The organism is Exiguobacterium sp. FD-YE-25-4, assembly GCF_057004685.1.
Window position 1 is genome coordinate 1138565 of record NZ_CM168041.1, and the last position, 25537, is coordinate 1164101.

Consider the following 25537-nt stretch of genomic DNA (forward strand, 5'->3'; position numbering starts at 1 on the left):
TGGAAGACATGCAACAACAGTGGAACGATAAACGAGTCCTCGTACTCGGCGCGGCACGGAGCGGCATCGCCGCTGCCGCTTACTTAAGAAATGTCGGCGCGAACGTGACCATCAATACCGGGAGCGAACCGTCAACGGAAGAACGGATGAAAATCGAAGCGCTCGGCATCAACGGCGTCTTCGGTTCCCATCCGCTCGAATTGCTCGACACGACGGACATGATCGTCAAAAATCCGGGTATCCCGTATCACATCCCGCTCCTCCAAGCAGCGCTTGAGCGGAACATCCCGATCTATACAGAAGTGGAGCTCGCCTACTTGGCGACTGATGCCACGTTCGTCGCCATCACCGGTTCGAACGGGAAGACGACGACGACGACGCTCGTCCACGAATTGCTCAAAGGGGGAAGTCGTCCGGTGCATGTGGCAGGGAATATCGGTTTCCCGGCCATCGAAGTGGCATCGAAAGCGAAGCAGGGTGACGTCATCGTCATCGAGCTGTCGAGCTTCCAACTGATGGGCGTCGAACAGTTCCATCCGCAAGCGGCGGCACTGTTGAACTTGTCACCGGCGCATTTGGATTACCACGGCGACTTTGACTCGTATGCCGATGCCAAAGGAAACTTGTTCCGGAACATGACGGCCGCAGACCGTGTCGTCGTCAAAGGCAGCGACACGGAAGTGATGAAACGTGTCCCGTCCGGTCTTCCCGCCTCAACGTTCGGTTACGACAGTGGAGACGCACACGTAGTGGACGGTTGGGTCACGCTTCAGGGAGAACCGGTCATCCGCGTCGAGGACCTTGCCCTTGGTGGGGCCCATAACGTCGAGAACGTGTTGGCAGCCTTGTTGCTCGTCGAACCGTTCGACATTCCGCGAGCACACATCGAACGCGTCCTTCAGACGTTCGGCGGAGTGGCCCACCGTACAGAGAGCCTCGGACGAGTGCTCGGCCGCCGGGTGTATAACGACTCGAAAGCGACGAACAACGTGGCCGCCGAAGCCGCATTGAACGGTTTCGAGGCCCCGATCGTCTGGGTGTGCGGAGGACTCGAACGTGGCGCCGACCTCACTTCTCTCGTTCCGGCGCTCGGCCGGGTCAAAGCGATTGTCGCTTACGGCGAGACGGCGGAGCGGTTCAAGTCGTTAGGTGAGGCCGAGCAGATTCCGTCGTTCGCGGTCGCTACGCTCGAAGCGGCGGTCCCGCTCGCGTTCGAACAGTCGGCGACTGATGACGTGATCTTATTATCGCCGGCTTGTGCAAGTTGGGATCAATATAAGACGTTCGAAGAGCGCGGCGAACATTTCGTCCGACTCGTGAATGCATATGAGGAGGCCAATCGATGAAAGTTATGATTTCTGGTGGAGGGACGGGTGGACATATCTACCCGGCACTCGCTCTTCTCGACACACTCAAAGCGAGGCACCCGAAGCTCGAGGTGCTTTATATCGGGACTGAGAACGGTCTCGAGGCTGACCTCGTTCCACGGGCGGGCGTCCCGTTCAAATCAATCCGGATTGCCGGACTAAAACGTTCTCTATCGCTAGACAACATCAAGACGGCGTATTGGTTCATTCAATCCGTCCTCACGTTACGTAAAGAGATGAAGACGTTTCGTCCGGATGTCGTCATCGGAACGGGCGGCTTCGTCTCAGGACCGGTCGTCTTTACGGCACAGCAACTCGGAATCCCGACCATCTTGCATGAACAGAACAGCATCCCGGGCTTGACGAACAAGTTCCTCTCGAAGAAAGCCGACCGCGTCGCCTTGTCGTTCGCCGGTTCTGAGTCGCAGTTCCCCGGAGCGAACGTTCGCGTCATCGGGAACCCGCGTGGGAGCGAAGTGTTGAAGACGACCGTAAATGAGGTGGCCGTCCGTGCCGAGTACGGGATCGATGAGCGGCCGATCGTCTTGATTTACGGCGGAAGCCGCGGGGCAGAAGCGATCAATCGCGCTGTCATCGAAGCTATTCCCGAGCTCGCGGCTGAACCGGTGAACGTGCTCTACGTGACCGGGAACGTGCACTACGACAACGTCGTGGCCACCGCGCCAACAGCTGAAAACGTCCATGTCTTGCCATACGTCTACGATATGCCTGAGCTCCTCGCTTGCGCGAGCCTCGTCGTGTCACGGGCCGGCGCGTCGACGATCTCGGAGTTGACCGCGCTCGGTCTACCGAGCATCTTGATTCCGAGCCCGTATGTGACGGCCGATCATCAGACGAAAAATGCGTCAGCCCTCGTTGAGAGCGGCGCGGCCGAATTGATCAAAGAAGGAGACTTGACGGGCGAGACACTTGTCAAGTCGATCCGTCACGTATTGGCACATCATACTGAGATGGCAGAAGCATCGAAACGGCTAGGATTCCCGCAAGCTGCGGAATCACTCGCCGACCTCGTCGAAGAAGTCCGCCGATAAAGGAGAATAGACATGGAGACACGTCAGAACACCGTTCGTAGTTTAGAAGACCGTATCCCGTATATGAAAGATCAGCGTCGTAAAAAAGCGAACCGACGCTTGTCGACCATCTTGATCTTATTCGCGGTGCTGATCGCACTCGTCGTATATATGCAGACGTCGGTCTCTGACGTGAAGGCGGTGAACGTGAACGGTCTGTCCTGGCTGACAGAAGCGTACGTGCTCGCCGGGACGGACATCGATACGTCCACAAAAATCGTTCAAGTGTCACCGAAGGAGATTGAACGAGAACTCCGCGCCGTGCCTGGCGTGAAAGATGTCGACGTCGACCGCTCATGGTATAACATCGTGACAATCGATGTCGAAGAAGAAAAGATGATCGCGTACTCGCGGACGGATCAAGAAGAAGTCGCGGTACTTGCCGATGGCTCGCTTCATCCGACTGGCGGCATCACCGACCCTGAGAAGTTAAAGGACGGTCCACTCTTGCGTGAATTCACGGACAAAGCGGAACTCGAGAAAATCGCGACTGAGCTTGAACAAGTCGATGACGCGATGCGGGCCCGGATGTCGGAAATCGTGTTCTCGAAACAAGACGGTGAATCGACTCGATATGAGATTTATATGAACGACGGCAACACGATTCAAACGCCGACGTTCAAGCTCAGTCAAACCGTGTCCAAATACGGTGAAATCTATGAAAACATTCCAAAAGGACAACGAGGAACTGTCGTCATGGATGGCGGATATTATTTCGTCCCGTATGAAAAACCGAAAGAATAATCTGATATTTTACAGTCCTTAGACACATAAGGGCTGTTTTTTTATCGATTGTAATCGAATTGACACCCCAAAACCGCTTAATTTGTAGGATTCTACCTTTTCTCACTATCTTATTTGTTGTAAACTTAGACGTGAGATATCTTGCCGGACCTAACAATATTTTTGGATATCTGTAACAATGTAACGGAATTCAAGTATAGAAATTAAAGCGCGGAGGTGTTTCCCTTTTGGAAGCGAATGGTTATGTGGCCGCATTGGATATAGGAACGTCAGAAATTAAGCTCGTCGTGGGTGAATTACTCGGGGGAACGCTTAACATTTTGGCGGAGGGGTGTGCCCCGTCTGCAGGAGTAAAACGTGGCGCCGTCGTCGACATCGATAAGACGGTTCAAGCCATCAAACAAGCCGTCGAACATGCCGAAGCGGCACTCGGTGATCAAATTCGGTCGGTATATGTTGCCATCGAAGGGGAACATATCCAAATCGCCCCATGTCACGGAATCGCGTCGGTCAAACGAGAAGACCAAGAAATCACGGATACAGATGTCATCGAAGTCATCAACTCGGCGCAAGTCATGCGCTTGCCGGACGAGATGAGCGTCATCGATGTGATCCCGTCGTCATTCACGGTCGATCAACAGACAGGTGTCGTCGATCCTCGGGGAATGCTCGGCTATCGTTTAGAGATGCACGGGAAGATGGTAACTGGTTCGAAGACGATTTTACATAGCATTCGTCGCTCCATCGAACGAGCGGGTCTGAAACTCGAAGGATTCGTCCTCGGCAACTTGGCACTCGGTATGAGCGCGGCATCTGTCGACGAAATCGATCTTGGTATCGGATTGATCGATATCGGACATGAAAAGACAACCGTCTCTGTCTTCTATCGGGGCGACCTTGTCTACTCATATATCCTTCCTGTCGGAGGCGATCATATGACACGCGACTTGGTTTACAAGCTCAACTGTAAATACCAGGACGCCAAAGTGGCGAAAGAAGAATACGGACTCGCCCTTGAAGAAATGGCCGACGCATCCGAGGGCTTCTCGTTCACGAACATTAACGGAGAAGTCACGTTCGAACCGCAAGCAGAAATTAGTTATGTTTTAGAGGCAAGAATAGAGGAAATGTTTACGCTTGTGTTGAATAGAGTGCAAAAGGTAGGCGTCCCGACGCTCAGTGGAGGATATCTCCTCTGCGGTGGGGCCGCTGCTTTACCTGGCATCCAAGAATTGGCGACTCGTGTTATGGGTCAAACGACGAGACTGTATCAGCCTTCGTCGATTGGCGTCAGACACCCGAAATACGCGACCGCGGTCGGCGTCCTCAAGTACGTGCTTATGAGCGATCATCACGTCTCGAAGTCACGACTTGAAAAGCCGGAAGAGCGCGTGACCGTCACGAAACCGGACGGCACGATGCCAAACGACCACGACCACGACGTGGATGTGGAGCGGGACGATCGCGAAACGAAAAATGGATTTGGCCGCTTAATGGAAAAACTATTTGGCGTGTAAACTTGACGTTGTGTTAACAATTGGAAATTACGTAGGGGGATACCTGAAATGATGTACTTTGATGAGGCGATTGACGCCGTAGCAAAAATTAAAGTAATTGGAGTCGGTGGTGGCGGTTCAAACGCCGTCAACCGCATGATCGAGCACGGAGTGCAAGGTGTCGAGTTCATCGCCGTCAACACAGACGCGCAAGCACTCAACATGTCAAAAGCAGACGTGAAGCTTCAACTTGGCGCGAAATTGACGCGTGGCCTCGGTGCCGGCGCAAATCCTGATATCGGGAAAAAAGCGGCAGAAGAGAGCCGTGAACAGTTGATTGAAGCGCTTGATGGCGCCGACATGGTCTTCGTCACAGCAGGTATGGGCGGAGGAACCGGGACTGGGGCTGCACCTGTCATCGCTGAGATTTCGAAAGAAATCGGAGCGCTCACGGTCGGTGTCGTCACGAAACCGTTCATGTTCGAAGGACGCAAACGGATGCAACACGCCCAACACGGGATTCAAGCGTTCAAAGAAAAAGTGGATACACTCATCGTTATTCCGAACGATAAGTTGCTTGAAATCGTCGAGCGCAATACGCCAATGATTGAAGCGTTCCGTGAAGCGGATAATGTTCTTCGTCAAGGTGTCCAAGGGATCACAGACTTGATTGCCATCCCTGGACTCATCAACCTCGACTTCGCTGACGTGAAGACAATCATGACAGAAAAAGGCTCGGCCCTCATGGGTGTCGGTGTCGCGACAGGCGAGAACCGTGCCGTCGAGGCAGCGAAGAAAGCCATCTCATCTCCACTTCTCGAGTCTTCAATCGAAGGCGCGAAAGGTGTCTTGATGAACATCACAGGCGGACTTAGCCTCAGCTTGTTCGAAGTCACGGAAGCTGCTCAAATCGTACAAAGTGCCGCTGATGAAGAAGTGAACTTGATTTTCGGTTCGGTCATCAACGAAAACTTGAACGACGAGATCATCGTAACCGTGATCGCAACTGAATTCGCAGAAGAAGCGCAAGGGACGAACCCGTTCCTCCAGCAACCGAAGAAAAAACCGGAAGCTGAAGTGAACCGTGAGGCTCAACCGAAAACGCAAGAAGCTGCGCCACAAGATGAAGGGAACTTCCATAGACCGGTCTATGGCGGGGACGTCCCAGACGAGACGATCAACATCCCAGCGTTCGTAAGACAACGCCGTAACTAAACAACAGGGGGGTGCCGGTTCTCGGCATCCCCTTTTTCTAAAAAGGAGAATCATATGCGACTGTTACATACATGGGAAACCGAGACGGATCGCTACCGCGCCTACGTCACGACCCGGACCGATGGGCATAACGAAGGCAACGTCGGACTCCACGTCGGAGATGACCCGGATCGAGTCGTCGCCAATCGAAAGCAATTTTTTGAAGCGACCGGTCTCGACCTCGCTGATTCGGTATGGGCCGACCAAGTGCATCAAACAAACGTCGAAGTCGTCGGAGACGCTGACCGAGGCAGAGGAGCGTACCGTTACGATGAGACGATTCCGGCGACGGACGGTCTCGTCACGACGGCCGATTCGTTACCGCTCGCCCTCGTGTTCGCTGATTGTGTCCCGCTGTTCTTTTGCGCCAAAGACCATGGCGTCATCGGTGTCGCACACGCAGGCTGGAAAGGGACAGTCGGTAACATCGTGGCCTCGATGACCGATGCATTTGCAACATTGGGCGTACCGGAACAAGATATTGATATGTTTGTCGGACCAGCCATCACGGCCGACCATTACGAGGTCGACCGCCGTGTCCTTGATGCGGTCGAAGCTGTCTCGCCGGCAGCTTATGAAGCATCAGTCTCGGACGAACAGGCAGGCCATGCCCATCTTTCACTTCAACAAGTGAACGAGACGCTCGCCGCTGAACGAAATATCGAGGTGACCCAATCGAACTTGTCGACCGTAGCCGATCGAAGCTTTTTCTCGTATCGGAACGGAGATGCCAAACGTCGATTTGCGGCTGTCCTCGTCAAGGAGAAGAAATCGTGAGCATAGCGAATAATGTGAATCAAGTCAGACAGACGATCGACGCGCATCGGACCGATCAAGCGGTGACGCTCATCGCGGTCACGAAATCGGTCGGTCCCGACGTGGCGAACGCCCTCTATGCGGAAGGCATCCGTGACTTCGGCGAAAATCGTCCCGAAGGATTGCTTGAAAAAGTCGAGCAGTTGCCGCCTGATGCCAAGTTTCATTTCATCGGCAGCCTGCAGACACGTAAAGTGAGACAAATTATCGACCATGTGGCAGCGATCCATTCGCTCGACCGCCTCTCGCTCGCCGAAGAGATCAATAAGCGCGCCCAAGGCGTGATCGATTGTTTCGTGCAAGTGAACATATCGGGCGAAGCATCAAAACATGGTCTCGAAAAAGAGGAAGTCATCCCGTTCATCGAGAACTGTAAACAGTATCCTCACGTGCGGATCATCGGATTGATGACGATGGCACCGTTCACAGAGGACGAGACGGTGATTCGGGAGACGTTCCGAAACTTGAGACAATTGCGCGATGACGTCGCAGGTCTTGCCTATCCGCATGCACCGTGTACCGAACTGTCAATGGGGATGTCGAACGACTACACGTTGGCAATCGAAGAAGGCGCATCGTTTGTTCGTATTGGAACCGTACTTGTGCAATAATATATTTTAAGGAGGAATCCGTTATGTCAATCAAAAACAAAATGAAGGACTTCTTTGGACTCGAGGAAGATCCGAACAACCAGTTCGAAGGAGACGAGTATGCTGTCGCCGAAACGAAGACACAACCGATGACGGAGGCAATCGTCAAAACTGAGGACCGTCCGAAAACATCGAACAATATCGTCGCGTTGAACACGAAGAAGAAAGAACGTTCAAAAGTCGTCTTGGCCGAACCGCGTGTATTCGCCGAAGCCCAAGACATCAGCGACCAATTGAAAGAGAACCGGGCCGTCATCGTCAACCTCCAACGGATGTCGAAAGAGCAGTCTCGTCAAGTCGTCAACTTCTTGTCAGGTGTCGTCTATGCGTTAGAAGGGACGATGACGTCGATTGGACATAACACGATTCTATGTACTCCAAACAACATCGAGTTGACGGGATCGATCTCGAATTTGATTTCGGAGGACGAACTCAACAGTAAAGGGTGGTAACTGAATGGAAAATGCTATACCTGCGTTAGGCAACACGATCGTTACATTACTTGGATATTATAGTTGGGTCTTGATTGCCTATATTTTATTATCGTGGTTCCCAAATGCGCGCGAATCTAAATTTGGTCAAATTTTATCGTATCTATGCGAGCCGTTTTTAAACCCGTTTCGTCGAATCATCCCACCAATTGGCGGGATGCTCGATATCTCCCCAATCGTCGCTTTATTTGTGCTACGGATGGCACAATTTGGAGTGCGAGCGATTTTCGGTATTTAAATGAGCGTCTTCGATCATTATCGTCCGAATGAGCGCCCGTTTGTCGAGCAAGTGCTCGATTGGGTTCAACAAGTCGAGGACAACTATGTGTTTAAAGTGACGGACTTTTTAGATCCACGCGAGCAACAAATCGTCCGGCAACTCGTCGGGAAGCAGCTCGCGATTTATGAGGACGGCGGATTTGAAGGCGCGGAACGGCGTCGACTCATCCTCGCTCCGGACTATTACGAGCTCGACCCGAACGATTTTGATATCGCGATTCGTCAAATCGACTATCCAACCAAATTTGTCGAATTGACGCATCGTCAAGTGACGGGTACGCTCTTGAACGCTGGGTTGAAGCGTCAAAAATTCGGAGATGTCGTCCTTGACGACGGCGTCGCCCAATTCGCGACGACGCGTGAGGCGGTCGGGTTCATCGAGATGAACGTCGACCGGGTCGGCAAGGCCCGGATTCGCATCTCAGAGGTACCGCCCGAGTCCGTGCTCGTCGTGCCCGAAGTCAAATGGAGCGACGAGTTCGGTATCGTCTCATCGCTCCGGTTTGACACGGTCGTCAGCGAAGTGCTCGGATTATCAAGGCAAAAAGCGCAGGCGCTCGTCAAACATGGAGACTGCAAAGTGAATCATAAACCGATTGACGATGCGAGCTTCATCCTTGAACCAGACGATTTGGTCTCGATCCGAGGGTATGGCCGTGTCAAATTGACGGCGATTCTTGGCTCGACGAAACGTGAGAAAATAAAAATCCAGTATGGCATCATACGTTGAACTTAGGAGGAAAGTCGAATGGCGTTGACACCGATTGATATTCATAATAAAGAGTTCTCGACTCGTTTTCGCGGGTACGATATCGATGAGGTCAATGAATTTCTAGATCAAATCATCAAAGAGTTTGAGCTATTGATTCGTGAGAATAGAAGGTACGAAGAACTCGTCAACGATATGCAAGCCCGTATCGACTACTTCTCCTCGATGGAAGACACGTTGAACAAATCGATTATCGTCGCCCAAGAGGCTGCCGAAGAAGTGAAGACGAACGCGGCGAAAGAAGCGAGTCTCATTTTGAAGCAGGCCGAACGCGAGGCGCTCGCCCGTGAGGAAGAAGCGTCACGTAAAGAACAGCTCGCTGAGCGCGAAGTCATTCAAATGCTCAAAAAAGTCGAGTTGTACCGGACCCGATTCCGCGTCCTCGTCGATGCTCAGATGGAGCTGTTGAACAGCACGGAATGGGACACGATTGTCGGGGAGCCGCCGGTCCAGACGGTTCTTGACGATACGACCGAACTTGCGTATAATGACGACGAAGTCATACCAACCAAACATCACGGATAATACACAATACGTCGATTAGGACACGTCGATAAAGTCATACCTACGAAGCGACTTAGGGAAGGTGCAAGCCTAAGAGAAAGACTTTATCGGTATCCCCTATGAGTGTCGGGCTGAAGTTAGTAAGCGCGACCGCCTGACCTCGTTATCGGTTACCAAGAGCGGTCTCGGGGTTTTCCCTGAGATTAGTAGGGTGGTACCGCGAGTCGACTAACTCGTCCCTATTAGGGGCGGGTTTTTTTGTTGTCAAAAAAAGATGCAGGAGGAGTTTCAATGAACTACAAAGACACACTATTGATGCCTGAAACAGAATTCGCGATGCGCGGAAATCTGCCGAAACGCGAGCCAGCAATGCACGAGGCTTGGGAACAGATGGACCTATATAACCGCGTCCAAGAAAAAAATGCCGGAAAGCCACAATACATCCTGCACGACGGACCTCCGTATGCGAACGGCGACATCCATATGGGCCATGCGCTCAACAAAGTATTGAAAGACATTATCGTCCGTTTCAAATCATTGAACGGCTACCAGTCACCGATGATCCCGGGCTGGGACACACACGGTCTCCCGATCGAGAACGCGCTTCAAAAAGCAGGCGTCAATCGTAAAGAGATGACGGTCGCCGAGTTCCGCGAGAAGTGTGCGGCGTACGCGATGGAACAAGTGAACTCGCAACGCGAGCAGTTCAAGCGTCTCGGACTGATGGCTGACTTTGACAACCCGTATATCACGCTATTGCCGGAATATGAGGCGGCTCAAATCCGCTTGTTCGGGACGATGGCCGAGAAGGGTTACATCTATAAAGGGAAGAAACCGGTCTACTGGTCACCGTCTTCTGAATCGGCCCTCGCCGAGGCAGAAATCGAATACTATGACAAGAAGTCACCGGCGATCTACGTGGCGTTCCAAGTCGTCGACGGCAAAGACGTCTTAGCGACAACGGACCACTTCGTCATCTGGACGACGACACCATGGACGATCCCAGCCAACCTTGGGATCGCGGTCAGCGACGAGTTGACGTACACGCGCATCGAGCACGACGGCAAAGGGTACATCGTTGCCGAAACGCTCGTCGAAGACGTGACGACGGCACTCGGCTGGACGGATTACACGGTGAGCGGTTCTTGGAACGGGCGCGAGTTCGAACACATGACGGCTCAGCACCCGCTTTATGACCGGACATCGCTCGTCATGATCGGCGATCACGTCACGGCTGACGCGACAGGCCTCGTCCATACGGCACCAGGTCACGGGGAAGACGATTACCGTGTCGGACAAGCTTATGGACTCGACGTCCTCTGCCCGGTCGACGACCGTGGTTATATGACAGAGGAGGCGCCAGGTTTCGAAGGTTTGTTCTATGAAGACGCGAACAAACAAATCGGCATGAAGCTTGAAGAGAACGGCTACCTCCTCAACTTGAAATTCATCAAGCACTCGTACCCGCACGACTGGCGTACGAAAAAACCGGTCATCTTCCGCGCCACACCACAATGGTTCGCGTCAATCAAAGATTTCCGTGCCGACATGCTTCGTGAAATCGAAGAAGTGAACTGGGTACCGGAGTGGGGCATGACGCGCCTTTACAACATGGTCCGTGACCGTGGGGACTGGGTCATCAGCCGTCAACGGGCATGGGGCGTCCCGATTCCGATCTTCTACGCCGAAGATGGCACGGAGATCATCACGAACGAGACAATCGACCACATCGCCAACTTGTTCCATGAGCACGGCTCGAACGTCTGGTATGAGCGTGAAGCGAAAGACTTGTTGCCAGAAGGCTTCACACACCCGAACAGCCCGAACGGCGAGTTCCGGAAAGAACTCGACATCATGGACGTCTGGTTTGACTCAGGTTCGTCTCATGCGGGCGTACTCGAACAGCGCGATAACTTGCGCCGTCCGGCCGACTTGTACCTTGAAGGCTCGGACCAATACCGCGGCTGGTTCAACTCGTCACTCTCGACGGCAGTCGCGACGACGGGCAAAGCGCCGTATCGCAACGTGCTCAGCCATGGCTTCGTCCTCGACGGCGACGGACGCAAGATGTCGAAGTCACTCGGCAACACCATCGCACCGAACGATCTCGTCAAACAATACGGAGCGGAAATCGTCCGTCTTTGGGTATCGTCGGTCGACTATCAGTCGGATGTCCGCGCATCGCACGACAACTTCAAACAAGTGTCGGAAGTCTACCGGAAGATCCGCAACACGTTGCGCTTCTTGCTCGGTAACTTGAACGGGTTCGACCCATCGATGCGTGTCGCCTTCGAAGACATGCCGGAAGCGGACCGCTTCATGGCGACAAAACTCAAGCAACTTCAGACGAAAGTCGTCAAAGCGTACGACACGTTCGATTTCATGGCTGTCTATCACTTGAGCCATAACTTCTGTGTCAACGAGTTGTCGTCGTTCTATCTCGACTTCACGAAAGATATTCTTTATATCGAACGTGAAGACGACGCACGTCGTCGTGCCGTTCAAACGGTCATGTATGACACGGTCGTCACGCTCACGAAATTGCTCGCACCAATCCTCCCGCACACAGCGGACGAAGTGTGGCAAGAAGTGCCGGCGAAGACAGCTGATAGCGTCTTCTTGACAGACCTTGAGGCAGTGGCACCGCTCACAGAAGATGAGACGGCATTGCTTGCTAAATGGTCGAAGTTCCTCACGTTCCGTGACGACGTCTTGAAAGCGATCGAGATCGCCCGTGGCGAGAAGTTGATCGGTAAACCGCTCGAGGCGAAACTACAAGTCGCGCCAAAAGGTGAGACGAAACAGTTGCTCGAGACGATCGATAACGTTCGTCAGTTGCTTCAAGTGTCGCAACTCGATTACGTCGAATCGGCCGATGTCGATTATGCGACGGCCGAAATCAGCGTCATGAAGGCTGACGGTGCCGCTTGTGCCCGTTGCTGGACATACTCGACCGAGCTCGGTCAAAATGCTGAACATCCAGAGCTTTGCCCGCGTTGTACTGAAGTCATCGCATAAGCCGGACCGGAGTGGTGATCGTCCACTCCGGTTTCTTATGACTTGAAAGGAGAATCTGATGAAACGTTATTACGGATTAGCACTTTTCCTCATCTTGCTCGACCAAGTAACGAAATGGATTGTCGTCCAGACGATGACGATCGGGCAGTCAATCGAGCTCATCCCAGAATTGCTCTACTTGACGTCTTACCGCAATAAAGGCGCGGCCTGGGGCATGCTCGAAGGGCAGATGGTGTTCTTCTTCATCGTCACTGCGGTCGTCGTCGTCGGCTTGATTTATTTCTTGCATAAAGAAGTGAACGGGTTTGATCTGCTCGGTTATAGCGTCGGGTTATTGCTCGCCGGTGCGATCGGGAACTTCATCGACCGTCTGTTTCGTGGTGAAGTCGTCGATTTCGTCGACACGTATCCGTTCGGCTACAACTTCCCAATCTTTAACGTCGCCGATATGGCGCTCACGTTCGGGGTCATCTTCATGATCATCGGCGTCTTGTTCGAAGAAAAATTAAACAAAGAAAGGGGACAATCGTAATGGAAACTTACACATTTGTCGCCGAAGAAAAGGCACGTATCGACAAATGGATGAGCGAACAAAGTGACTGGTCACGTTCGCAAATCCAAGACTGGATCAAGGCGGGGGACCTCCTCGTCAACGGCCAGGTCGTCAAGCCGAACTATAAACTGCAAGAAGGCGACGAAATCGTCGTGACGGTCCCGGAGGCCGTCGAACTCGAAGTGTTGCCAGAGAATATCAAGCTCGACGTCGTTTATGAGGACGAGGATGTCATCGTCGTCAACAAGGCACGCGGCATGGTCGTCCATCCGGCGGCTGGTCATACGTCAGGCACGCTCGTCAACGCACTCCTCTATCACTGTGACGATTTGTCAGGCATTAACGGTGTCAAACGACCAGGCATCGTCCACCGCATCGATAAAGACACGACCGGTCTCCTCATGGTCGCGAAAAACGATGTGGCCCACGAATCGCTCGCGAGCCAGTTGAAGGATCGTAAAATCAAGCGTGAATATATCGCTCTCGTCCACGGCGAAGTTGCCCATGAGCTCGGGACGATCGAGGCGCCAATCGGGCGTGACACGAACGACCGTCAGCGGATGACAGTGACGGACAAGAACGCGAAAGAAGCGATCACGCACTTCCGTCTGCTCGAGCGGTATAAAGACTTCACACTCGTCGAGTGTAAGCTCGAGACGGGACGGACACACCAAATCCGCGTTCATATGCGTTATATCGGCCATCCACTCGCTGGTGACCCGAAATATGGTCCGCGCCGGACGATTCAATTGAACGGACAAGCGCTCCATGCGGCGACGCTCGGTTTCTTCCATCCACGCACGGACGAATGGCTCGAATTCGAGGCGCCGCTCCCGGCCGACTTCGAAGCGGAACTTGCAAAATTGGACAAAATCGAGAAAACGCGTTGACTTTCAACCGATTCCGATTTATAGTCTAGGAAGCATAACACCTTTAAACCCAGTCCAGAGAGGCTGTGAAAGGATTGTGGCCGCGGCCACGACACGTCGATTATTTGAGGCAGAGGTCTGCCCTCACATATGAAGACTTCCTTTTCCAGCCGGATGAGGAAGTCTTCTTTTTTGTATAATTTGAGAGAGGGGGGAAACGTTTGAAACGTTCTACCATATTGGATGAAGCGGCCATCCGCCGTGCACTTACCCGAATCGCTCACGAGATCATCGAGCGCAACAAAGGAACGGACAACGTCGTGCTCGTCGGGATTAAAACCCGAGGCGAGACGCTCGCCGACCGACTCGCCCGCCGCATCGAAGAAATCGAAGGCAAACCGATCGCGCTCGGTAACTTAGACATCACGCTGTACCGGGATGACCTGTCTAAGAAGTCACTCGACCCGGAAGTGAAAGCGACTGAACTGCCACACGACATCAACGGCAAGACGGTCGTCTTGATTGACGATGTCCTCTACACGGGCCGGACAGTGCGAGCCGCCATGGACGCACTCGTCGACCACGGTCGCCCGGATTACATCCAGCTCGCTGTCTTGATCGACCGGGGACACCGCGAGCTACCGATTCGCCCCGACTTCGTCGGCAAGAACGTCCCGACCTCGAAGTCAGAACAAGTCGTCGTCCGACTCAGTGAAGTCGACACGACCGACGAAGTGTTTATCAAACAGCAATAATCCAAAACCTTTAAGGTGGTCCAGAGAGGCCAGGAAGGAGAACCACATATGAAACCCATCCTCAACATCCACGAGCGTCCCGCTCACTTACCGCAATGGCTGCTCTTCAGCCTGCAGCACGTCTTCGCCATGTTCGGAGCGACGATTTTAGTCCCGATTTTGACGGGCCTAAGCACGTCCGTCGCCCTCGTCGCTTCCGGTGTGGCCACGCTCTCATTCCTAGCGATTACCCGCTTCAAAGTCCCGACCTATCTCGGATCAAGTTTCGCCTACATCGCCCCGATCATCGCCGTCAGCCAGCAATGGGGTGTCGAAGCCGCCTTGTTCGGTGGCATCATCGCCGGATCGGTTTACGGTGTCGTCTCGCTCATCATCTATAAGACAGGTGTGAACTGGTTGCTGCGCCTCTTGCCGCCAGTCGTCGTCGGTCCGGTCATCATGGTCATCGGCTTATCGCTCGCACCGGTCGCCATCGACATGTCGATGAACAAAGACGGTGCCTACAATGGAACGTTCATCACCGTCGCGCTTCTCACGCTCGGCATCACGATGTTCGCTATGACGACGCTCAAAGGAGTATGGGGCGCCGTACCGATCTTATTCGGTATCATCGGTGGTTACATCATCGCTGCCCTGTTCGGCATCATCGACTACTCGGCGCTCGGTCAAGCGAGCTTGTTCCAACTGCCTGACTTCACGATGGTGTTCGTCGACTACATGCCGATGTGGCAAGTCGGAGCACTGCTCGCCATCGTCCCGGTCGCGCTCGTCACGATGACGGAACATATCGGCGACCAAATGGTCACGTCAAAAATCATCGGACGCGAAACGATGAAAGATCCAGGTCTCCATCGGACACTCCTCGGCGACGGGGTCGGGAAAGCGGTCGCCTCGGCGCTCGGTGGTCCACCGTGTACGACTTACGGTGAGAACAACGGGGTCATGGCCATCACGAAAGTGTACAGTGTCTACGTCATCGCAGGAGCAGCGCTCATGGCTATCAGCTTTGGTTTCCTTGGTCACGTCGAAGCGTTCATCTCGACGATCCCGAACCCGGTCAAAGGCGGCATCTCGATCCTCTTGTTCGGAGTCATCGCTTCGAACGGTCTGCGGACGATGGTCGAAAGCAACGTCGACCTCGCTGAGAAACGCAATCTCATCATCGCCTCAGTCATCCTCGTCATCGGACTTGGTGGGGCCATGGTCCAACTTGGAAGCTTCCCGGTTCAAGGGATGGCACTCGCCACAGTCGTCGGGATTCTCTTGAACGCCTTCTTGCCGAAAGAAGAAGCGGTCGACGAAGCTGCTGCCGAAACAACTGAAGATACACGACAAGCAAGTAACTTTTAATTCGATCCCGTGAGGTCGGCAAAGTGAAGGCTCGTTTATTTGGGTGTAGTCTACCCAAATGAAGGCGTCCCTTCACGTAGGTGAAGAGACGCCTTTTCTCTTTGCCTTCACACAAAAGGAGGAGACGAACATGAACTTAATCAAACAACAACCGAAGCATTTTGTCAGTCTGGATACGCTCTCGCTCGACGAGATCATGGGTTTGATCGAGGAGTCGCTACGCTACAAACAAGGGGACATGCCACCCTTGTTCGACGGCAAGACGGTCGCGAACTTGTTCTTTGAAAACTCGACGCGAACGAAAAATTCGTTTCAAATGGCCGAACGGCACTTGAAAGTGCAAGAGATTCCGTTCGACGTGGCGACGTCATCGGTGACGAAAGGCGAGACGCTGTACGACACGTGCAAGACGCTCGAGGCAATCGGGGTCGATGCCCTCGTCATCCGCCATCCGGAGTCGGGCTATTACCATGAACTCGTTGAAAAGTTGAACATCCCGGTGTTGAACGGCGGTGACGGGAGCGGGGAGCACCCCTCGCAGTCACTGTTAGACCTCGTCACGATCTTTGAAGAGTTCAAGACGTTCGAAGGGTTGAACATCGCCATCTGCGGCGACCTCGTCCATAGCCGCGTCGCACGTTCGAACGCAAGCGTATTGAAACGCCTGGGGGCGAACGTCGTCGGCTGCAGCCCCGCCTCTTGGTGGGACGAGTCGATGGGGCTCGAGCATCGGGACCTCGACGATGTGTTAGCGGACTGTGACGTCGTCATGCTGCTCCGCGTCCAGCACGAACGCCACATCATGGGCGACATCTTCTCGAAGGAAGATTATCATGCGCGCTACGGGTTGACGCCCGAACGCGTCGACCGAATGAAAGGACGAGCGATCATCATGCATCCGGCACCGGTCAACCGTGACGTCGAGATCGCTGGCAGTTTGATTGAACATCCGAAGTCGAGGATCTTTCCACAGATGACGAACGGCGTTTACGCCCGGATGGCCATTTTAAATCGAGCATTAGGGGGACAATTATGATACTTCAACACGCAACTTGGTATGACGGGAACACGAAACGGACGACGAATCTATTGATCGAGGACGGCGAAATCCGCTCGATCGACTATGACGGCACGACCGAAGGACATGAAGTGATCGATGCGACAGGGAAGCTCCTCATTCCGGGGCTCGTCGATGTCCACGTTCATTTGCGCGAGCCGGGCGGGGAGAAGAAAGAGACGATCAAAACGGGGACCGAGGCGGCTGCGGCCGGCGGGTTCACCACAATCTGCGCCATGCCGAACACACGTCCCGTCCCGGACGACCGGGCGACGATGGACCAGCTCCTGGCTAAAATCGAGCAAGACGCAAGCGTACGCGTCCTTCCATACGCCGCCATCACGAAACGACAGCTCGGCACCGAACAAGTCGACATGGCTTCGCTCGCAGATGCGTTCGCGTTCACCGATGACGGCGTCGGCGTCCAATCGGCGGCGATGATGCGTGAGGCGATGCGGGAAGCGAAACGTCTCGATAAGGCGGTCGTCGCCCACTGCGAGGACAATACGCTCAAGGCCGGTTCAGTCCATGAAGGCCGGTTCAGTGAAGAACACGGCATCCAAGGTATCCCGAGCCTCGCCGAAAGCATCCATATCGCCCGTGACGTCTTGATCGCCGAAGAGACGGGCTGTCACTATCACGTCTGCCACGTCTCGTCACGACAGTCGGTGCGCGTCATCCGCGACGCCAAGCGAGCCGGCATCCGGGTGACGGCCGAAGTGACACCGCATCACCTCGTCCTTTGTGAAGACGATATCCCGGGCCTCGACCCGAACTTTAAAATGAATCCGCCGCTCCGGAGCCGTGACGACCGTGAGGCGCTCCTTGAAGGCTTGTTCGACGGGACGATCGATATGATCGCGACGGACCACGCCCCGCACACGGCCGAAGAAAAAGCGGCCGGCATGGAACGGGCCCCGTTCGGCATCACCGGATTCGAGACAGCGTTCCCGCTCTTGTACACGACGTTCGTCAAGACGGGTCAGATGGAAGAAGCGGCGCTCATCGACTGGATGACGAAACGTCCGAGCGACGTGTTCGGGTTACCGTACGGTGTGATTGAAGTCGGACGGGCGGCAGACTTTGCCCTCATCGATACGGAGACGGAGCAAGTGGTCGATCCGACGACATTCCGCTCGAAAGGAAAAAACACACCGTTCGCGGGGATGAAACTGGTAGGCTGGCCGGTCATGACGATCGCGGCTGGAAAAATCGTATATAAGGGGAGATTCGATGAAACGAACATTATGGCTTGAGGACGGCACTTCATTTGTAGGAACAGCATTCGGCGCAGACGTCGAGACGATCGGGGAAGTCGTCTTTCAGACCGGGATGACCGGGTATCAGGAGATGTTGTCGGACCCATCGTACTGCGACCAGCTCATCGTGCTGACGAACCCGTTGATCGGCAACTACGGCGTCAACCGGGAAGATTTTGAGACGACCGTACCGATGGCGAAAGGACTCATCGTGAAAGAAGTGTGCGATTTGCCTTCGAACTTCCGCTCGACCGCAACGCTCAGCGATACGCTTCTCCGCTTCAATATCCCAGGTCTAGCAGGGGTCGACACGCGGATGTTGACGCGTCATCTCCGCTCACGTGGCGTCATGCGCGGCGTCATGGTCGATGGGGAATCGACGTGGGCATCGGTCCAGGATCGCTTTGACGTCCTTCTTCCGACCGATCAAGTCGAGCGCGTCTCGACAAAGCGGGCGTATGTCAGCACGGGCCGCGGGCCGCGTATCGCCCTGATCGACTTCGGTGCGAAGCTCGGCATCATGCGTGAACTCGTGAAGCGCGACTGTGAAGTCGTCGTCTTGCCGCACGACGTGACGGCCGACGAAGTGATGCGCTATGAACCGGACGGCGTCATGCTGTCGAACGGACCGGGGGACCCGAAAGACGTCCCGACGGCGTTGCCGCTCATCGAGCGCCTCATGCCGACACTCCCGATCTTCGGGATCTGTCTCGGCCATCAGTTGATCGCACTCGCGAGCGGGGCCAATACGTTCAAACTCCCGTTCGGCCATCGCGGCGCCAACCATCCGGTGCTCGAACTTGAGACCGGCGCGGTGACGATCACATCCCAAAACCACGGCTACGCGGTCGATGAGGCATCACTCGCGACGACCGGACTCGTCGTCACGCATCGCGCCGTCAACGATGGCACGGTCGAAGGGGTGAAGCACTTGCATCATCCGACGTTCTCGGTCCAATACCATCCGGAAGCGGCACCGGGTCCATATGACGCCAACGACTTATTTGACCGCTTCATGCAGATCGTCCAAGAAAACAAACAGAAAGTAGGAATTTGACATGCCAAAACGACCAGATATTCAGAAAATCCTTGTAATCGGATCCGGCCCGATCGTCATCGGACAGGCGGCAGAATTTGACTATGCTGGTACCCAGGCGTGTCTCGCCTTGAAAGAAGAAGGATACGAGGTCATCCTCGTCAACTCGAACCCGGCCACGATCATGACCGACCCGACGACGGCGGACCGCGTCTACATCGAACCGCTCGAACCGGAGTTCGTCGAGCGGATCATCCGTCAAGAACGTCCGGACGCGCTCCTCGCCACACTCGGCGGGCAGACCGGCCTCAACTTGGCGATGGAACTCGACCGCCGCGGCGTGCTTGAAGATTGCGGCGTCGAATTGCTCGGGACGAAATTATCGGCCATCGAACAGGCTGAGGACCGGGAACAGTTTCGCGACCTCATGTATAAACTCGGGCACGGGGTCCCGAAAAGCGAGATCGTGCAGTCACTCGAGTCGGCTTGGGGCTTTGCGGAACGAATCGGCTACCCGATCATCATCCGTCCGGCGTACACACTCGGAGGAACCGGTGGCGGGATCGCCCATGACCGGAATGAATTTGAGCAGTTCGTCGAATCGGGGCTGAAAGCGAGCCCGGTGACACAAGTGTTGCTCGAAAAATCGATCGCTGGCATGAAAGAAGTCGAGTATGAAGTGATGCGCGATTCGAGCGACCAAGCAATCATCGTCTGTGCGATGGAAAACTTTGATCCGGTCGGGGTCCATACGGGCGACTCGATCGTCTTCGCACCGACACAGACACTGTCTGACCGCGACTATCAGATGCTTCGAAGCGTCTCACTCGACATCATCCGCGCCCTCGGCATCGAAGGCGGATGTAACATCCAATTCGCCCTCGACCCGGACAGCTTCACGTATTACGTCATCGAGGTCAATCCGCGTGTCTCGCGCAGTTCGGCGCTCGCCTCGAAAGCGACGGGGTACCCGATCGCCAAGCTGGCTGCGAAAGTGGCGGTCGGATACAAGTTGTCAGAACTGAAGAACCCGGTGACGGAGACGAGTTACGCCTCGTTCGAACCGGCGCTCGACTATGTCGTCGCCAAAATCCCGCGCTTCGCCTTCGATAAGTTCGAGACGGCTGATCGTCGCCTCGGCACGCAGATGAAAGCGACCGGGGAAGTGATGGCGATCGGCCGTAATTTGGAAGAAGCACTCTTGAAGGCCGTCCGTTCGCTCGAACTCGGGACAGAAGACTTGGCCGTGCCACGCCTCGCGCAACTCAGCACCGCGGAGCTCGACCACGAGCTGACGACACCGACGGATGAGCGGTTGTGGATGCTCTATGAGGCGCTCCGCCGCGGCTACTCGACAGAACAGTTGCATGAGCTGACAAAAATCGATCGTTTCTTCTTATCGAAACTCGCTCGGATTTGGCAACAAGAAGAGACGCTTCAGCATGAGCCGCTTTCGAAAGAACGCCTCATCGAGACGAAACGTCTCGGCTTCAGCGATAAGATGATCGCCCGAATCACGAATGAGACTGTGGAGACGGTGACATCGCTTCGGAACGACTGGGGCATCCGTCCGGTGTATAAGATGGTCGACACGTGTGCGGCCGAGTTCGCTTCGGAGACGCCATACTTTTATGGGACGTACGAAGTCGAGAACGAGGCCGTGAAGACGGACAAATCATCGATTCTCGTCCTCGGTTCGGGACCGATCCGGATCGGGCAAGGTGTCGAATTCGACTACGCGACCGTCCACTCGATTCAGACGATCCGTGACGCAGGCTACGAAGCGATCATCATCAACAATAACCCGGAGACGGTGTCGACCGACTTCTCAATCTCGGACCGGCTCTACTTCGAACCGCTCACGACCGAAGACGTGCTCGAGGTCATCCGCAACGAACAGCCGCTCGGCGTCATCGTCCAGTTCGGCGGCCAGACGGCGATCAACTTGGCGGCCTCGCTCGAAGCAGAAGGGGTCCAAATTTTAGGGACGTCGCTTGAAGATATCGACCGCGCCGAAGACCGGAAAGCGTTCGAAGCGACGCTCTCGGCCGAACGACTCGCCCAACCGCCGGGCAAGACGGCGGTCACGGTCGAAGAGGCCGTCGCTTGCGCCGATATGCTCGGTTATCCGGTACTCGTCCGCCCGTCATATGTGCTCGGAGGCCGGGCGATGGAAATCGTCTATGAGCGCTCGGAGCTCGAACGGTATATGCGCCACGCCGTCGTCGCCTCGAAAGACCGTCCCGTCCTCATCGACCGCTACTTGACGGGCATCGAGATTGAAGTCGATGCCATCTGTGACGGGACCGACGTCTATATCCCGGGCATCATGGAACATATCGAACGGGCCGGGGTCCACTCGGGCGACTCGATCGCCGTGTATCCGCCGCAACGATTGAGTGAGGCATTGAAAGAAAAAGTCGTCGATTACACGATCAAACTCGCCAAGGCGTTCCGAATCAAAGGATTGCTCAATATCCAGTTCGTCTACGCGGACGACTTATATGTCATCGAGGTCAACCCGCGGGCGAGCCGGACCGTCCCATTCATCTCGAAAGTGACGGGCCTGCCGATCGCGCGCATCGCCACGCAGACGATTCTCGGGACGAGTCTGAAAGATTTAGGGTTAGGGACCGGCCTGCATCCAGAAGCGGACGCGATTTCGGTCAAAGTGCCAGTGTTCAGTTTCGCGAAATTAAAAGAAGTCGATCCGTCGCTCGGGCCGGAAATGAAATCGACCGGTGAAGTCATGGCGACAGACCGTACGCTCGAAAAAGCACTGTATAAAGGGCTCGTCGCCGCCGGCATGACGATCGCCTTGAAAGGGAACGTCCTATTGACGGTCGCCGACCAAGACAAGGAAGAGGCGCTCGACATCGCCCGCCGTTTCAATCGACTCGGATTCCGCCTGATGGCCACGTCCGGTACGGCGCAGGCGCTCTCAGCAGACGGCCTACCGGTCCATCCGGTCGGGAAAATCAATGAGTCTGGTGAGACGATGCTGAGCGTCATCGAACGAGGAGAAGTCGACATCGTCTTGAACACGACGACGCGTGACGCCCTCGCGACGAAAGACGGGTTCATCATCCGTCGGGCCGCGGCCGAGCAAGGCGTGCTCTGCCTGACGTCGCTCGATACGGTCAAGGCGCTGCTCCAAGTCATCGAGAGCCTGTCGTTCCAAACAACGAGTTTGCCGGCGTTCACGACATTCGGGGTGACCGTATGAGACAACTCGCGACCATTTTATCGAACCGATTGATCGCGACAGCGACGATGGAGATGAAAGTCGAAATCGCACCGCAAGAAGTCGCGCCGGGCACGTTCTTTCACGTGAAGACGTCAGAGCTGTTGCGCCGGCCGCTCTCGGTCGCGAACGTCGAAGGCAACGTCGTCACGTTCCTGTATAAAGTCATCGGCAGCGGGACGGCAGATTTGGCCGCTCGTCGGACGGGAGACGTCTTGGACGTCCTCGGACCGCTCGGCAACGGTTTCCCGCTCGAGCAAACAGGCAAGCGTGTCGTCCTCGTCGGTGGGGGCATCGGGGTGCCGCCGCTCTACTACACGCGGCGTCTGCTCGCCGCACGCGGGATTGAGACGGTGGCGATTCTCGGGTTTGATACGAAAACGAGCATTTTTTATGAAGACGCGTTCCGTGAACTGGGGGAGACGATCATCACGACGGTCGACGGAACGTATGGGGAAATGGGATTTGTGACCGGCCCGCTCGCGCGGGTCGAGGCCGATGTGTTGTTCAGCTGTGGACCGGAACCGATGTTGAAGGCAGTCGCCGCATCACATATCGAAGAGCGATATATCTCGATCGAGAATCGGATGGGGTGTGGCATTGGAGCTTGTTTCGCTTGCGTGTGCGAAGCGCCAGGCGGTTACGTCAAAGTGTGCAGTGACGGACCGGTATTTCGTGCGGAAGAGGTGACGCTATGAGATTACACGTCGATTTGCCAGGCTTACAGTTGAAAAATCCGATCATGCCGGCGTCAGGCTGTTTCGGATTCGGTGAAGAGTTCGCCAAACTCTATGACTTATCGATATTAGGCGGTATTATGATTAAGGCGGCGACAGGCGAGTCGCGATTCGGCAACGGCACGCCCCGTGTCGCTGAGACGGCGCAAGGGATGCTGAATGCCATCGGCCTTCAAAACCCAGGTGTCGACGCCATCATCGAAGACAAGCTTCCGTTCCTGTCGGGATTTGATACCGAGATCATCGCCAACGTGGCCGGCTCGACGCCAGAAGAGTATATTCACGTCGCCCGCCAGATGAGTGCCGACCCGACCATTAAAGCGCTCGAGCTGAACATTTCATGTCCGAACGTGAAGTGCGGCGGGATGCAGTTCGGGACCGATCCCGAGATGGCGGCCGAATTGACCCGGCTTGTCAAAGCGGCGTCAACGAAACCGGTTTACGTTAAACTATCACCGAACGTCACGTCGATCACGGCGATGGCCAAGGCGGTCGAAGCGGCCGGTGCCGACGGGATCACGATGATCAATACGCTCGTCGGGATGCGCATCGACGTCACGACCGGGCAACCGATTCTCGCCAATCGAATCGGGGGCTTGTCCGGCCCTGCCGTCAAACCGGTCGCCATTCGGATGGTGTATGAAGTCGCTCAGGCCGTCGATATCCCGATTATCGGGATGGGCGGCGTGCGGACGGTGGACGACGTATTAGAGTTTATCTACGCAGGTGCCTCAGCGGTCGCGGTCGGAACGGCCAATTTTGAGAACCCGTACGTCTGTCAAGAAATCATCGAAGCGTTGCCGGGACGACTTGACGAACTTGGCATCGATCACATTTTAGACATCAGGGGGAAAGCTTATGAACAGACTGTATCTCGCGCTTGATGTCGAGACGGGCGCCGACGCGTTCCGTCTATTGGAACGGATCAATCAGAAACCAGCCGTCAAAGTCGGGATGGAGCTGTTCTATCGGGAAGGGGGGCGTTTTGTCGAGCAACTCGTCGACAATGGATACCCCGTCTTTTTAGACATCAAAGTCCACGACATCCCGGAGACGGCACGGCGGACGCTCCGTCAAATCGGCCGCCTCGGCGTCGAGTTGACGAACGTCCATACACTCGGCGGCGAGACGATGATGCGCTACGCCTTAGACGGCTTACGTGATGTGACCGATACGACGAAATTGATTGGGGTCACCCAGTTGACGTCGACCGATGAACGGATGCTTTCTGAAGAATTAAACATCAAAGGCGGTCTGGAGCAGGCCGTCCTTCGCCAGGCAACCATGGCCGATCGGGCCGGACTCGACGGGGTCGTCGCGTCCGTGCATGAGGCCCGCGCGATTCACCAAGCACTCGGCTCTTCATTTTTGACCGTGACGCCGGGTATCCGGATGAACGAGACAGTAGACGATCAAGTCCGGACCGCCACACCAAAAGCGGCGCGTGAGGCCGGCGTGTCGGCCATCGTCGTCGGCCGGCCGATCACCCGGGCCGAAGACCCGAACGCCGCATATGAATACTACTTACAGGAATGGAGTCGAACTTATGAGACAAATCGCTGAAGCTTTATTACAGATCGAGGCCGTGACCCTTTCTCCCGAGAACCCGTATACATGGTCGAGCGGGATGAAGAGTCCGATTTATTGTGACAACCGTTTGACGCTCAGCTATCCTGACGTCCGCAATCTCATCATCGATGCGCTCGTCGAAGCGATCCGTCCGCACAACGCCGATGTCATCGCCGGGACAGCGACAGCGGGAATTCCTCATGCGACGCTTGTCGCCGACCGGCTCGGCTTGCCGCTCGTCTACGTCCGTTCGAGTGCGAAAGGACATGGGAAAGGGAATCAAATCGAAGGTCGGTTCGAGCCTGGCGCTCGTGTCGTCGTGATTGAAGATTTGTTGTCGACCGGTTCATCGAGCATCGAGGCCGCCAAAGCGATCCAGAAAGCGGGCGGGGAAGTGATCAAGATTCAAGCGATCTTTTCCTACAGTCTGAGCCGTCTTCACATCAATTTGTTGGACTCCGGTTTCACTGCGCACGCGCTGATCACACTGTTGGATGTGCTCGACGTCGCCGTCAAGAAGCGCATCATCAGTAAAGAAGAGGCTGCTACTTTACGTGACTGGCGGAATGATCCGACAGGTTGGAGCGCTCGTGTCACATCGTAATCTACCTTTCTAAGAATCCACCTCC

General features: G+C 55.1%; 24 protein-coding genes. All 24 read left to right on the top strand.

The window, feature by feature from the left end; all coding sequences use genetic code 11:
* Positions 1–8 precede the first annotated feature (8 nt).
* The 24 genes from murD to pyrE all read left to right on the top strand — a co-directional run bounded on the left by murD (position 9) and on the right by pyrE (position 25512).
* Positions 9–1346: a UDP-N-acetylmuramoyl-L-alanine--D-glutamate ligase gene (murD, locus tag AC13H5_RS05870; RefSeq protein WP_483546461.1), complete on the top strand. Its 1338-nt coding sequence runs from the start codon at positions 9–11 to the stop codon at positions 1344–1346.
* Positions 1343–2419 carry an undecaprenyldiphospho-muramoylpentapeptide beta-N-acetylglucosaminyltransferase gene (murG, locus tag AC13H5_RS05875; protein ID WP_483546462.1) on the top strand — a complete coding sequence of 359 codons (1077 nt, stop codon included), beginning with the start codon at positions 1343–1345 and terminating at the stop codon, positions 2417–2419. Before murD ends, murG begins: the two co-directional genes overlap by 4 nt.
* Positions 2420–2431: 12 nt before the next feature.
* Complete coding sequence (locus AC13H5_RS05880) at positions 2432–3202, top strand: cell division protein FtsQ/DivIB (protein WP_215190236.1); 771 nt, start codon at positions 2432–2434, stop codon at positions 3200–3202.
* Positions 3203–3429: 227 nt separating this feature from the next.
* Positions 3430–4719, top strand: a complete 1290-nt coding sequence (gene ftsA, locus AC13H5_RS05885) for a cell division protein FtsA (protein ID WP_034777079.1) — start codon at positions 3430–3432, stop codon at positions 4717–4719.
* 48 nt (positions 4720–4767) lie between these two features.
* Entirely contained in the window at positions 4768–5913 is a 1146-nt protein-coding gene (gene ftsZ / locus AC13H5_RS05890) for a cell division protein FtsZ (protein WP_034777081.1), read from the top strand.
* 54 nt (positions 5914–5967) lie between these two features.
* Positions 5968–6729, top strand: coding sequence for a peptidoglycan editing factor PgeF (gene pgeF / locus AC13H5_RS05895; protein WP_483546463.1), 762 nt, complete (start codon positions 5968–5970; stop codon positions 6727–6729).
* Positions 6726–7379 (top strand): YggS family pyridoxal phosphate-dependent enzyme, encoded by a 654-nt coding sequence (locus AC13H5_RS05900; protein ID WP_034777085.1) that lies wholly within the window; start codon positions 6726–6728, stop codon positions 7377–7379. The genes pgeF and AC13H5_RS05900 overlap by 4 nt, the downstream gene beginning before the upstream one ends.
* 23 nt (positions 7380–7402) lie before the next feature.
* Complete coding sequence (locus AC13H5_RS05905; RefSeq protein WP_029595732.1) at positions 7403–7870, top strand: cell division protein SepF; 468 nt, start codon at positions 7403–7405, stop codon at positions 7868–7870.
* 4 nt (positions 7871–7874) lie between these two features.
* The gene (locus AC13H5_RS05910) at positions 7875–8147 is read left to right on the top strand and encodes a YggT family protein (protein ID WP_021067051.1); all 273 of its coding nucleotides are present in this window, start codon (positions 7875–7877) and stop codon (positions 8145–8147) included.
* Positions 8148–8918 (top strand): YlmH family RNA-binding protein, encoded by a 771-nt coding sequence (locus tag AC13H5_RS05915; RefSeq protein WP_034777088.1) that lies wholly within the window; start codon positions 8148–8150, stop codon positions 8916–8918.
* Between the two features lie 18 nt (positions 8919–8936).
* Entirely contained in the window at positions 8937–9482 is a 546-nt protein-coding gene (locus tag AC13H5_RS05920) for a DivIVA domain-containing protein (protein WP_021067053.1), read from the top strand.
* Between the two features lie 270 nt (positions 9483–9752).
* Positions 9753–12479 carry an isoleucine--tRNA ligase gene (gene ileS / locus AC13H5_RS05925; RefSeq protein ID WP_034777090.1) on the top strand — a complete coding sequence of 909 codons (2727 nt, stop codon included), beginning with the start codon at positions 9753–9755 and terminating at the stop codon, positions 12477–12479.
* Between the two features lie 58 nt (positions 12480–12537).
* Positions 12538–13011 (top strand): signal peptidase II, encoded by a 474-nt coding sequence (gene lspA / locus AC13H5_RS05930; RefSeq protein WP_034777092.1) that lies wholly within the window; start codon positions 12538–12540, stop codon positions 13009–13011.
* Positions 13011–13922 carry an RluA family pseudouridine synthase gene (locus tag AC13H5_RS05935; protein ID WP_034777094.1) on the top strand — a complete coding sequence of 304 codons (912 nt, stop codon included), beginning with the start codon at positions 13011–13013 and terminating at the stop codon, positions 13920–13922. Before lspA ends, AC13H5_RS05935 begins: the two co-directional genes overlap by 1 nt.
* Positions 13923–14122: 200 nt before the next feature.
* Positions 14123–14656: a bifunctional pyr operon transcriptional regulator/uracil phosphoribosyltransferase PyrR gene (gene pyrR, locus AC13H5_RS05940; protein ID WP_034777096.1), complete on the top strand. Its 534-nt coding sequence runs from the start codon at positions 14123–14125 to the stop codon at positions 14654–14656.
* 48 nt (positions 14657–14704) lie between these two features.
* Positions 14705–16006: a uracil-xanthine permease family protein gene (locus tag AC13H5_RS05945; RefSeq protein WP_214752666.1), complete on the top strand. Its 1302-nt coding sequence runs from the start codon at positions 14705–14707 to the stop codon at positions 16004–16006.
* A gap of 130 nt (positions 16007–16136) precedes the next feature.
* The gene (locus AC13H5_RS05950; RefSeq protein WP_214710570.1) at positions 16137–17042 is read left to right on the top strand and encodes an aspartate carbamoyltransferase catalytic subunit; all 906 of its coding nucleotides are present in this window, start codon (positions 16137–16139) and stop codon (positions 17040–17042) included.
* Entirely contained in the window at positions 17039–18319 is a 1281-nt protein-coding gene (locus AC13H5_RS05955; protein ID WP_034777102.1) for a dihydroorotase, read from the top strand. Before AC13H5_RS05950 ends, AC13H5_RS05955 begins: the two co-directional genes overlap by 4 nt.
* Complete coding sequence (locus AC13H5_RS05960) at positions 18297–19379, top strand: carbamoyl phosphate synthase small subunit (RefSeq protein ID WP_483546464.1); 1083 nt, start codon at positions 18297–18299, stop codon at positions 19377–19379. The genes AC13H5_RS05955 and AC13H5_RS05960 overlap by 23 nt, the downstream gene beginning before the upstream one ends.
* A 1-nt stretch (position 19380) precedes the next feature.
* Positions 19381–22584: a carbamoyl-phosphate synthase large subunit gene (carB, locus tag AC13H5_RS05965; RefSeq protein ID WP_483546465.1), complete on the top strand. Its 3204-nt coding sequence runs from the start codon at positions 19381–19383 to the stop codon at positions 22582–22584.
* A complete protein-coding gene (locus AC13H5_RS05970) occupies positions 22581–23300 on the top strand; it encodes a dihydroorotate dehydrogenase electron transfer subunit (RefSeq protein ID WP_034777108.1) in 720 nt (239 codons plus the stop codon). Before carB ends, AC13H5_RS05970 begins: the two co-directional genes overlap by 4 nt.
* A complete protein-coding gene (locus AC13H5_RS05975) occupies positions 23297–24223 on the top strand; it encodes a dihydroorotate dehydrogenase (protein ID WP_034777110.1) in 927 nt (308 codons plus the stop codon). The genes AC13H5_RS05970 and AC13H5_RS05975 overlap by 4 nt, the downstream gene beginning before the upstream one ends.
* A complete protein-coding gene (gene pyrF / locus AC13H5_RS05980; protein ID WP_483546466.1) occupies positions 24198–24902 on the top strand; it encodes an orotidine-5'-phosphate decarboxylase in 705 nt (234 codons plus the stop codon). The genes AC13H5_RS05975 and pyrF overlap by 26 nt, the downstream gene beginning before the upstream one ends.
* On the top strand, positions 24886–25512 hold the full coding sequence (gene pyrE / locus AC13H5_RS05985) for an orotate phosphoribosyltransferase (RefSeq protein ID WP_483546467.1): 627 nt from the start codon (positions 24886–24888) through the stop codon (positions 25510–25512). The genes pyrF and pyrE overlap by 17 nt, the downstream gene beginning before the upstream one ends.
* Positions 25513–25537: the final 25 nt, after the last annotated feature.

Bases quoted from the DNA above. Each gene is read 5' to 3' on its own strand.
- murD (WP_483546461.1), top strand. From the start codon at position 9: ATGCAACAACAGTGGAACGATAAACGAGTCCTCGTACTCGGCGCGGCA.
- murG (WP_483546462.1), top strand. From the start codon at position 1,343: ATGAAAGTTATGATTTCTGGTGGAGGGACGGGTGGACATATCTACCCG.
- AC13H5_RS05880 (WP_215190236.1), top strand. From the start codon at position 2,432: ATGGAGACACGTCAGAACACCGTTCGTAGTTTAGAAGACCGTATCCCG.
- ftsZ (WP_034777081.1), top strand. From the start codon at position 4,768: ATGATGTACTTTGATGAGGCGATTGACGCCGTAGCAAAAATTAAAGTA.
- pgeF (WP_483546463.1), top strand. From the start codon at position 5,968: ATGCGACTGTTACATACATGGGAAACCGAGACGGATCGCTACCGCGCC.
- AC13H5_RS05905 (WP_029595732.1), top strand. From the start codon at position 7,403: ATGTCAATCAAAAACAAAATGAAGGACTTCTTTGGACTCGAGGAAGAT.
- AC13H5_RS05910 (WP_021067051.1), top strand. From the start codon at position 7,875: ATGGAAAATGCTATACCTGCGTTAGGCAACACGATCGTTACATTACTT.
- AC13H5_RS05915 (WP_034777088.1), top strand. From the start codon at position 8,148: ATGAGCGTCTTCGATCATTATCGTCCGAATGAGCGCCCGTTTGTCGAG.
- AC13H5_RS05920 (WP_021067053.1), top strand. From the start codon at position 8,937: ATGGCGTTGACACCGATTGATATTCATAATAAAGAGTTCTCGACTCGT.
- ileS (WP_034777090.1), top strand. From the start codon at position 9,753: ATGAACTACAAAGACACACTATTGATGCCTGAAACAGAATTCGCGATG.
- lspA (WP_034777092.1), top strand. From the start codon at position 12,538: ATGAAACGTTATTACGGATTAGCACTTTTCCTCATCTTGCTCGACCAA.
- AC13H5_RS05935 (WP_034777094.1), top strand. From the start codon at position 13,011: ATGGAAACTTACACATTTGTCGCCGAAGAAAAGGCACGTATCGACAAA.
- AC13H5_RS05945 (WP_214752666.1), top strand. From the start codon at position 14,705: ATGAAACCCATCCTCAACATCCACGAGCGTCCCGCTCACTTACCGCAA.
- AC13H5_RS05950 (WP_214710570.1), top strand. From the start codon at position 16,137: ATGAACTTAATCAAACAACAACCGAAGCATTTTGTCAGTCTGGATACG.
- AC13H5_RS05955 (WP_034777102.1), top strand. From the start codon at position 17,039: ATGATACTTCAACACGCAACTTGGTATGACGGGAACACGAAACGGACG.
- AC13H5_RS05960 (WP_483546464.1), top strand. From the start codon at position 18,297: ATGAAACGAACATTATGGCTTGAGGACGGCACTTCATTTGTAGGAACA.
- carB (WP_483546465.1), top strand. From the start codon at position 19,381: ATGCCAAAACGACCAGATATTCAGAAAATCCTTGTAATCGGATCCGGC.
- AC13H5_RS05970 (WP_034777108.1), top strand. From the start codon at position 22,581: ATGAGACAACTCGCGACCATTTTATCGAACCGATTGATCGCGACAGCG.
- AC13H5_RS05975 (WP_034777110.1), top strand. From the start codon at position 23,297: ATGAGATTACACGTCGATTTGCCAGGCTTACAGTTGAAAAATCCGATC.
- pyrF (WP_483546466.1), top strand. From the start codon at position 24,198: ATGAACAGACTGTATCTCGCGCTTGATGTCGAGACGGGCGCCGACGCG.
- pyrE (WP_483546467.1), top strand. From the start codon at position 24,886: ATGAGACAAATCGCTGAAGCTTTATTACAGATCGAGGCCGTGACCCTT.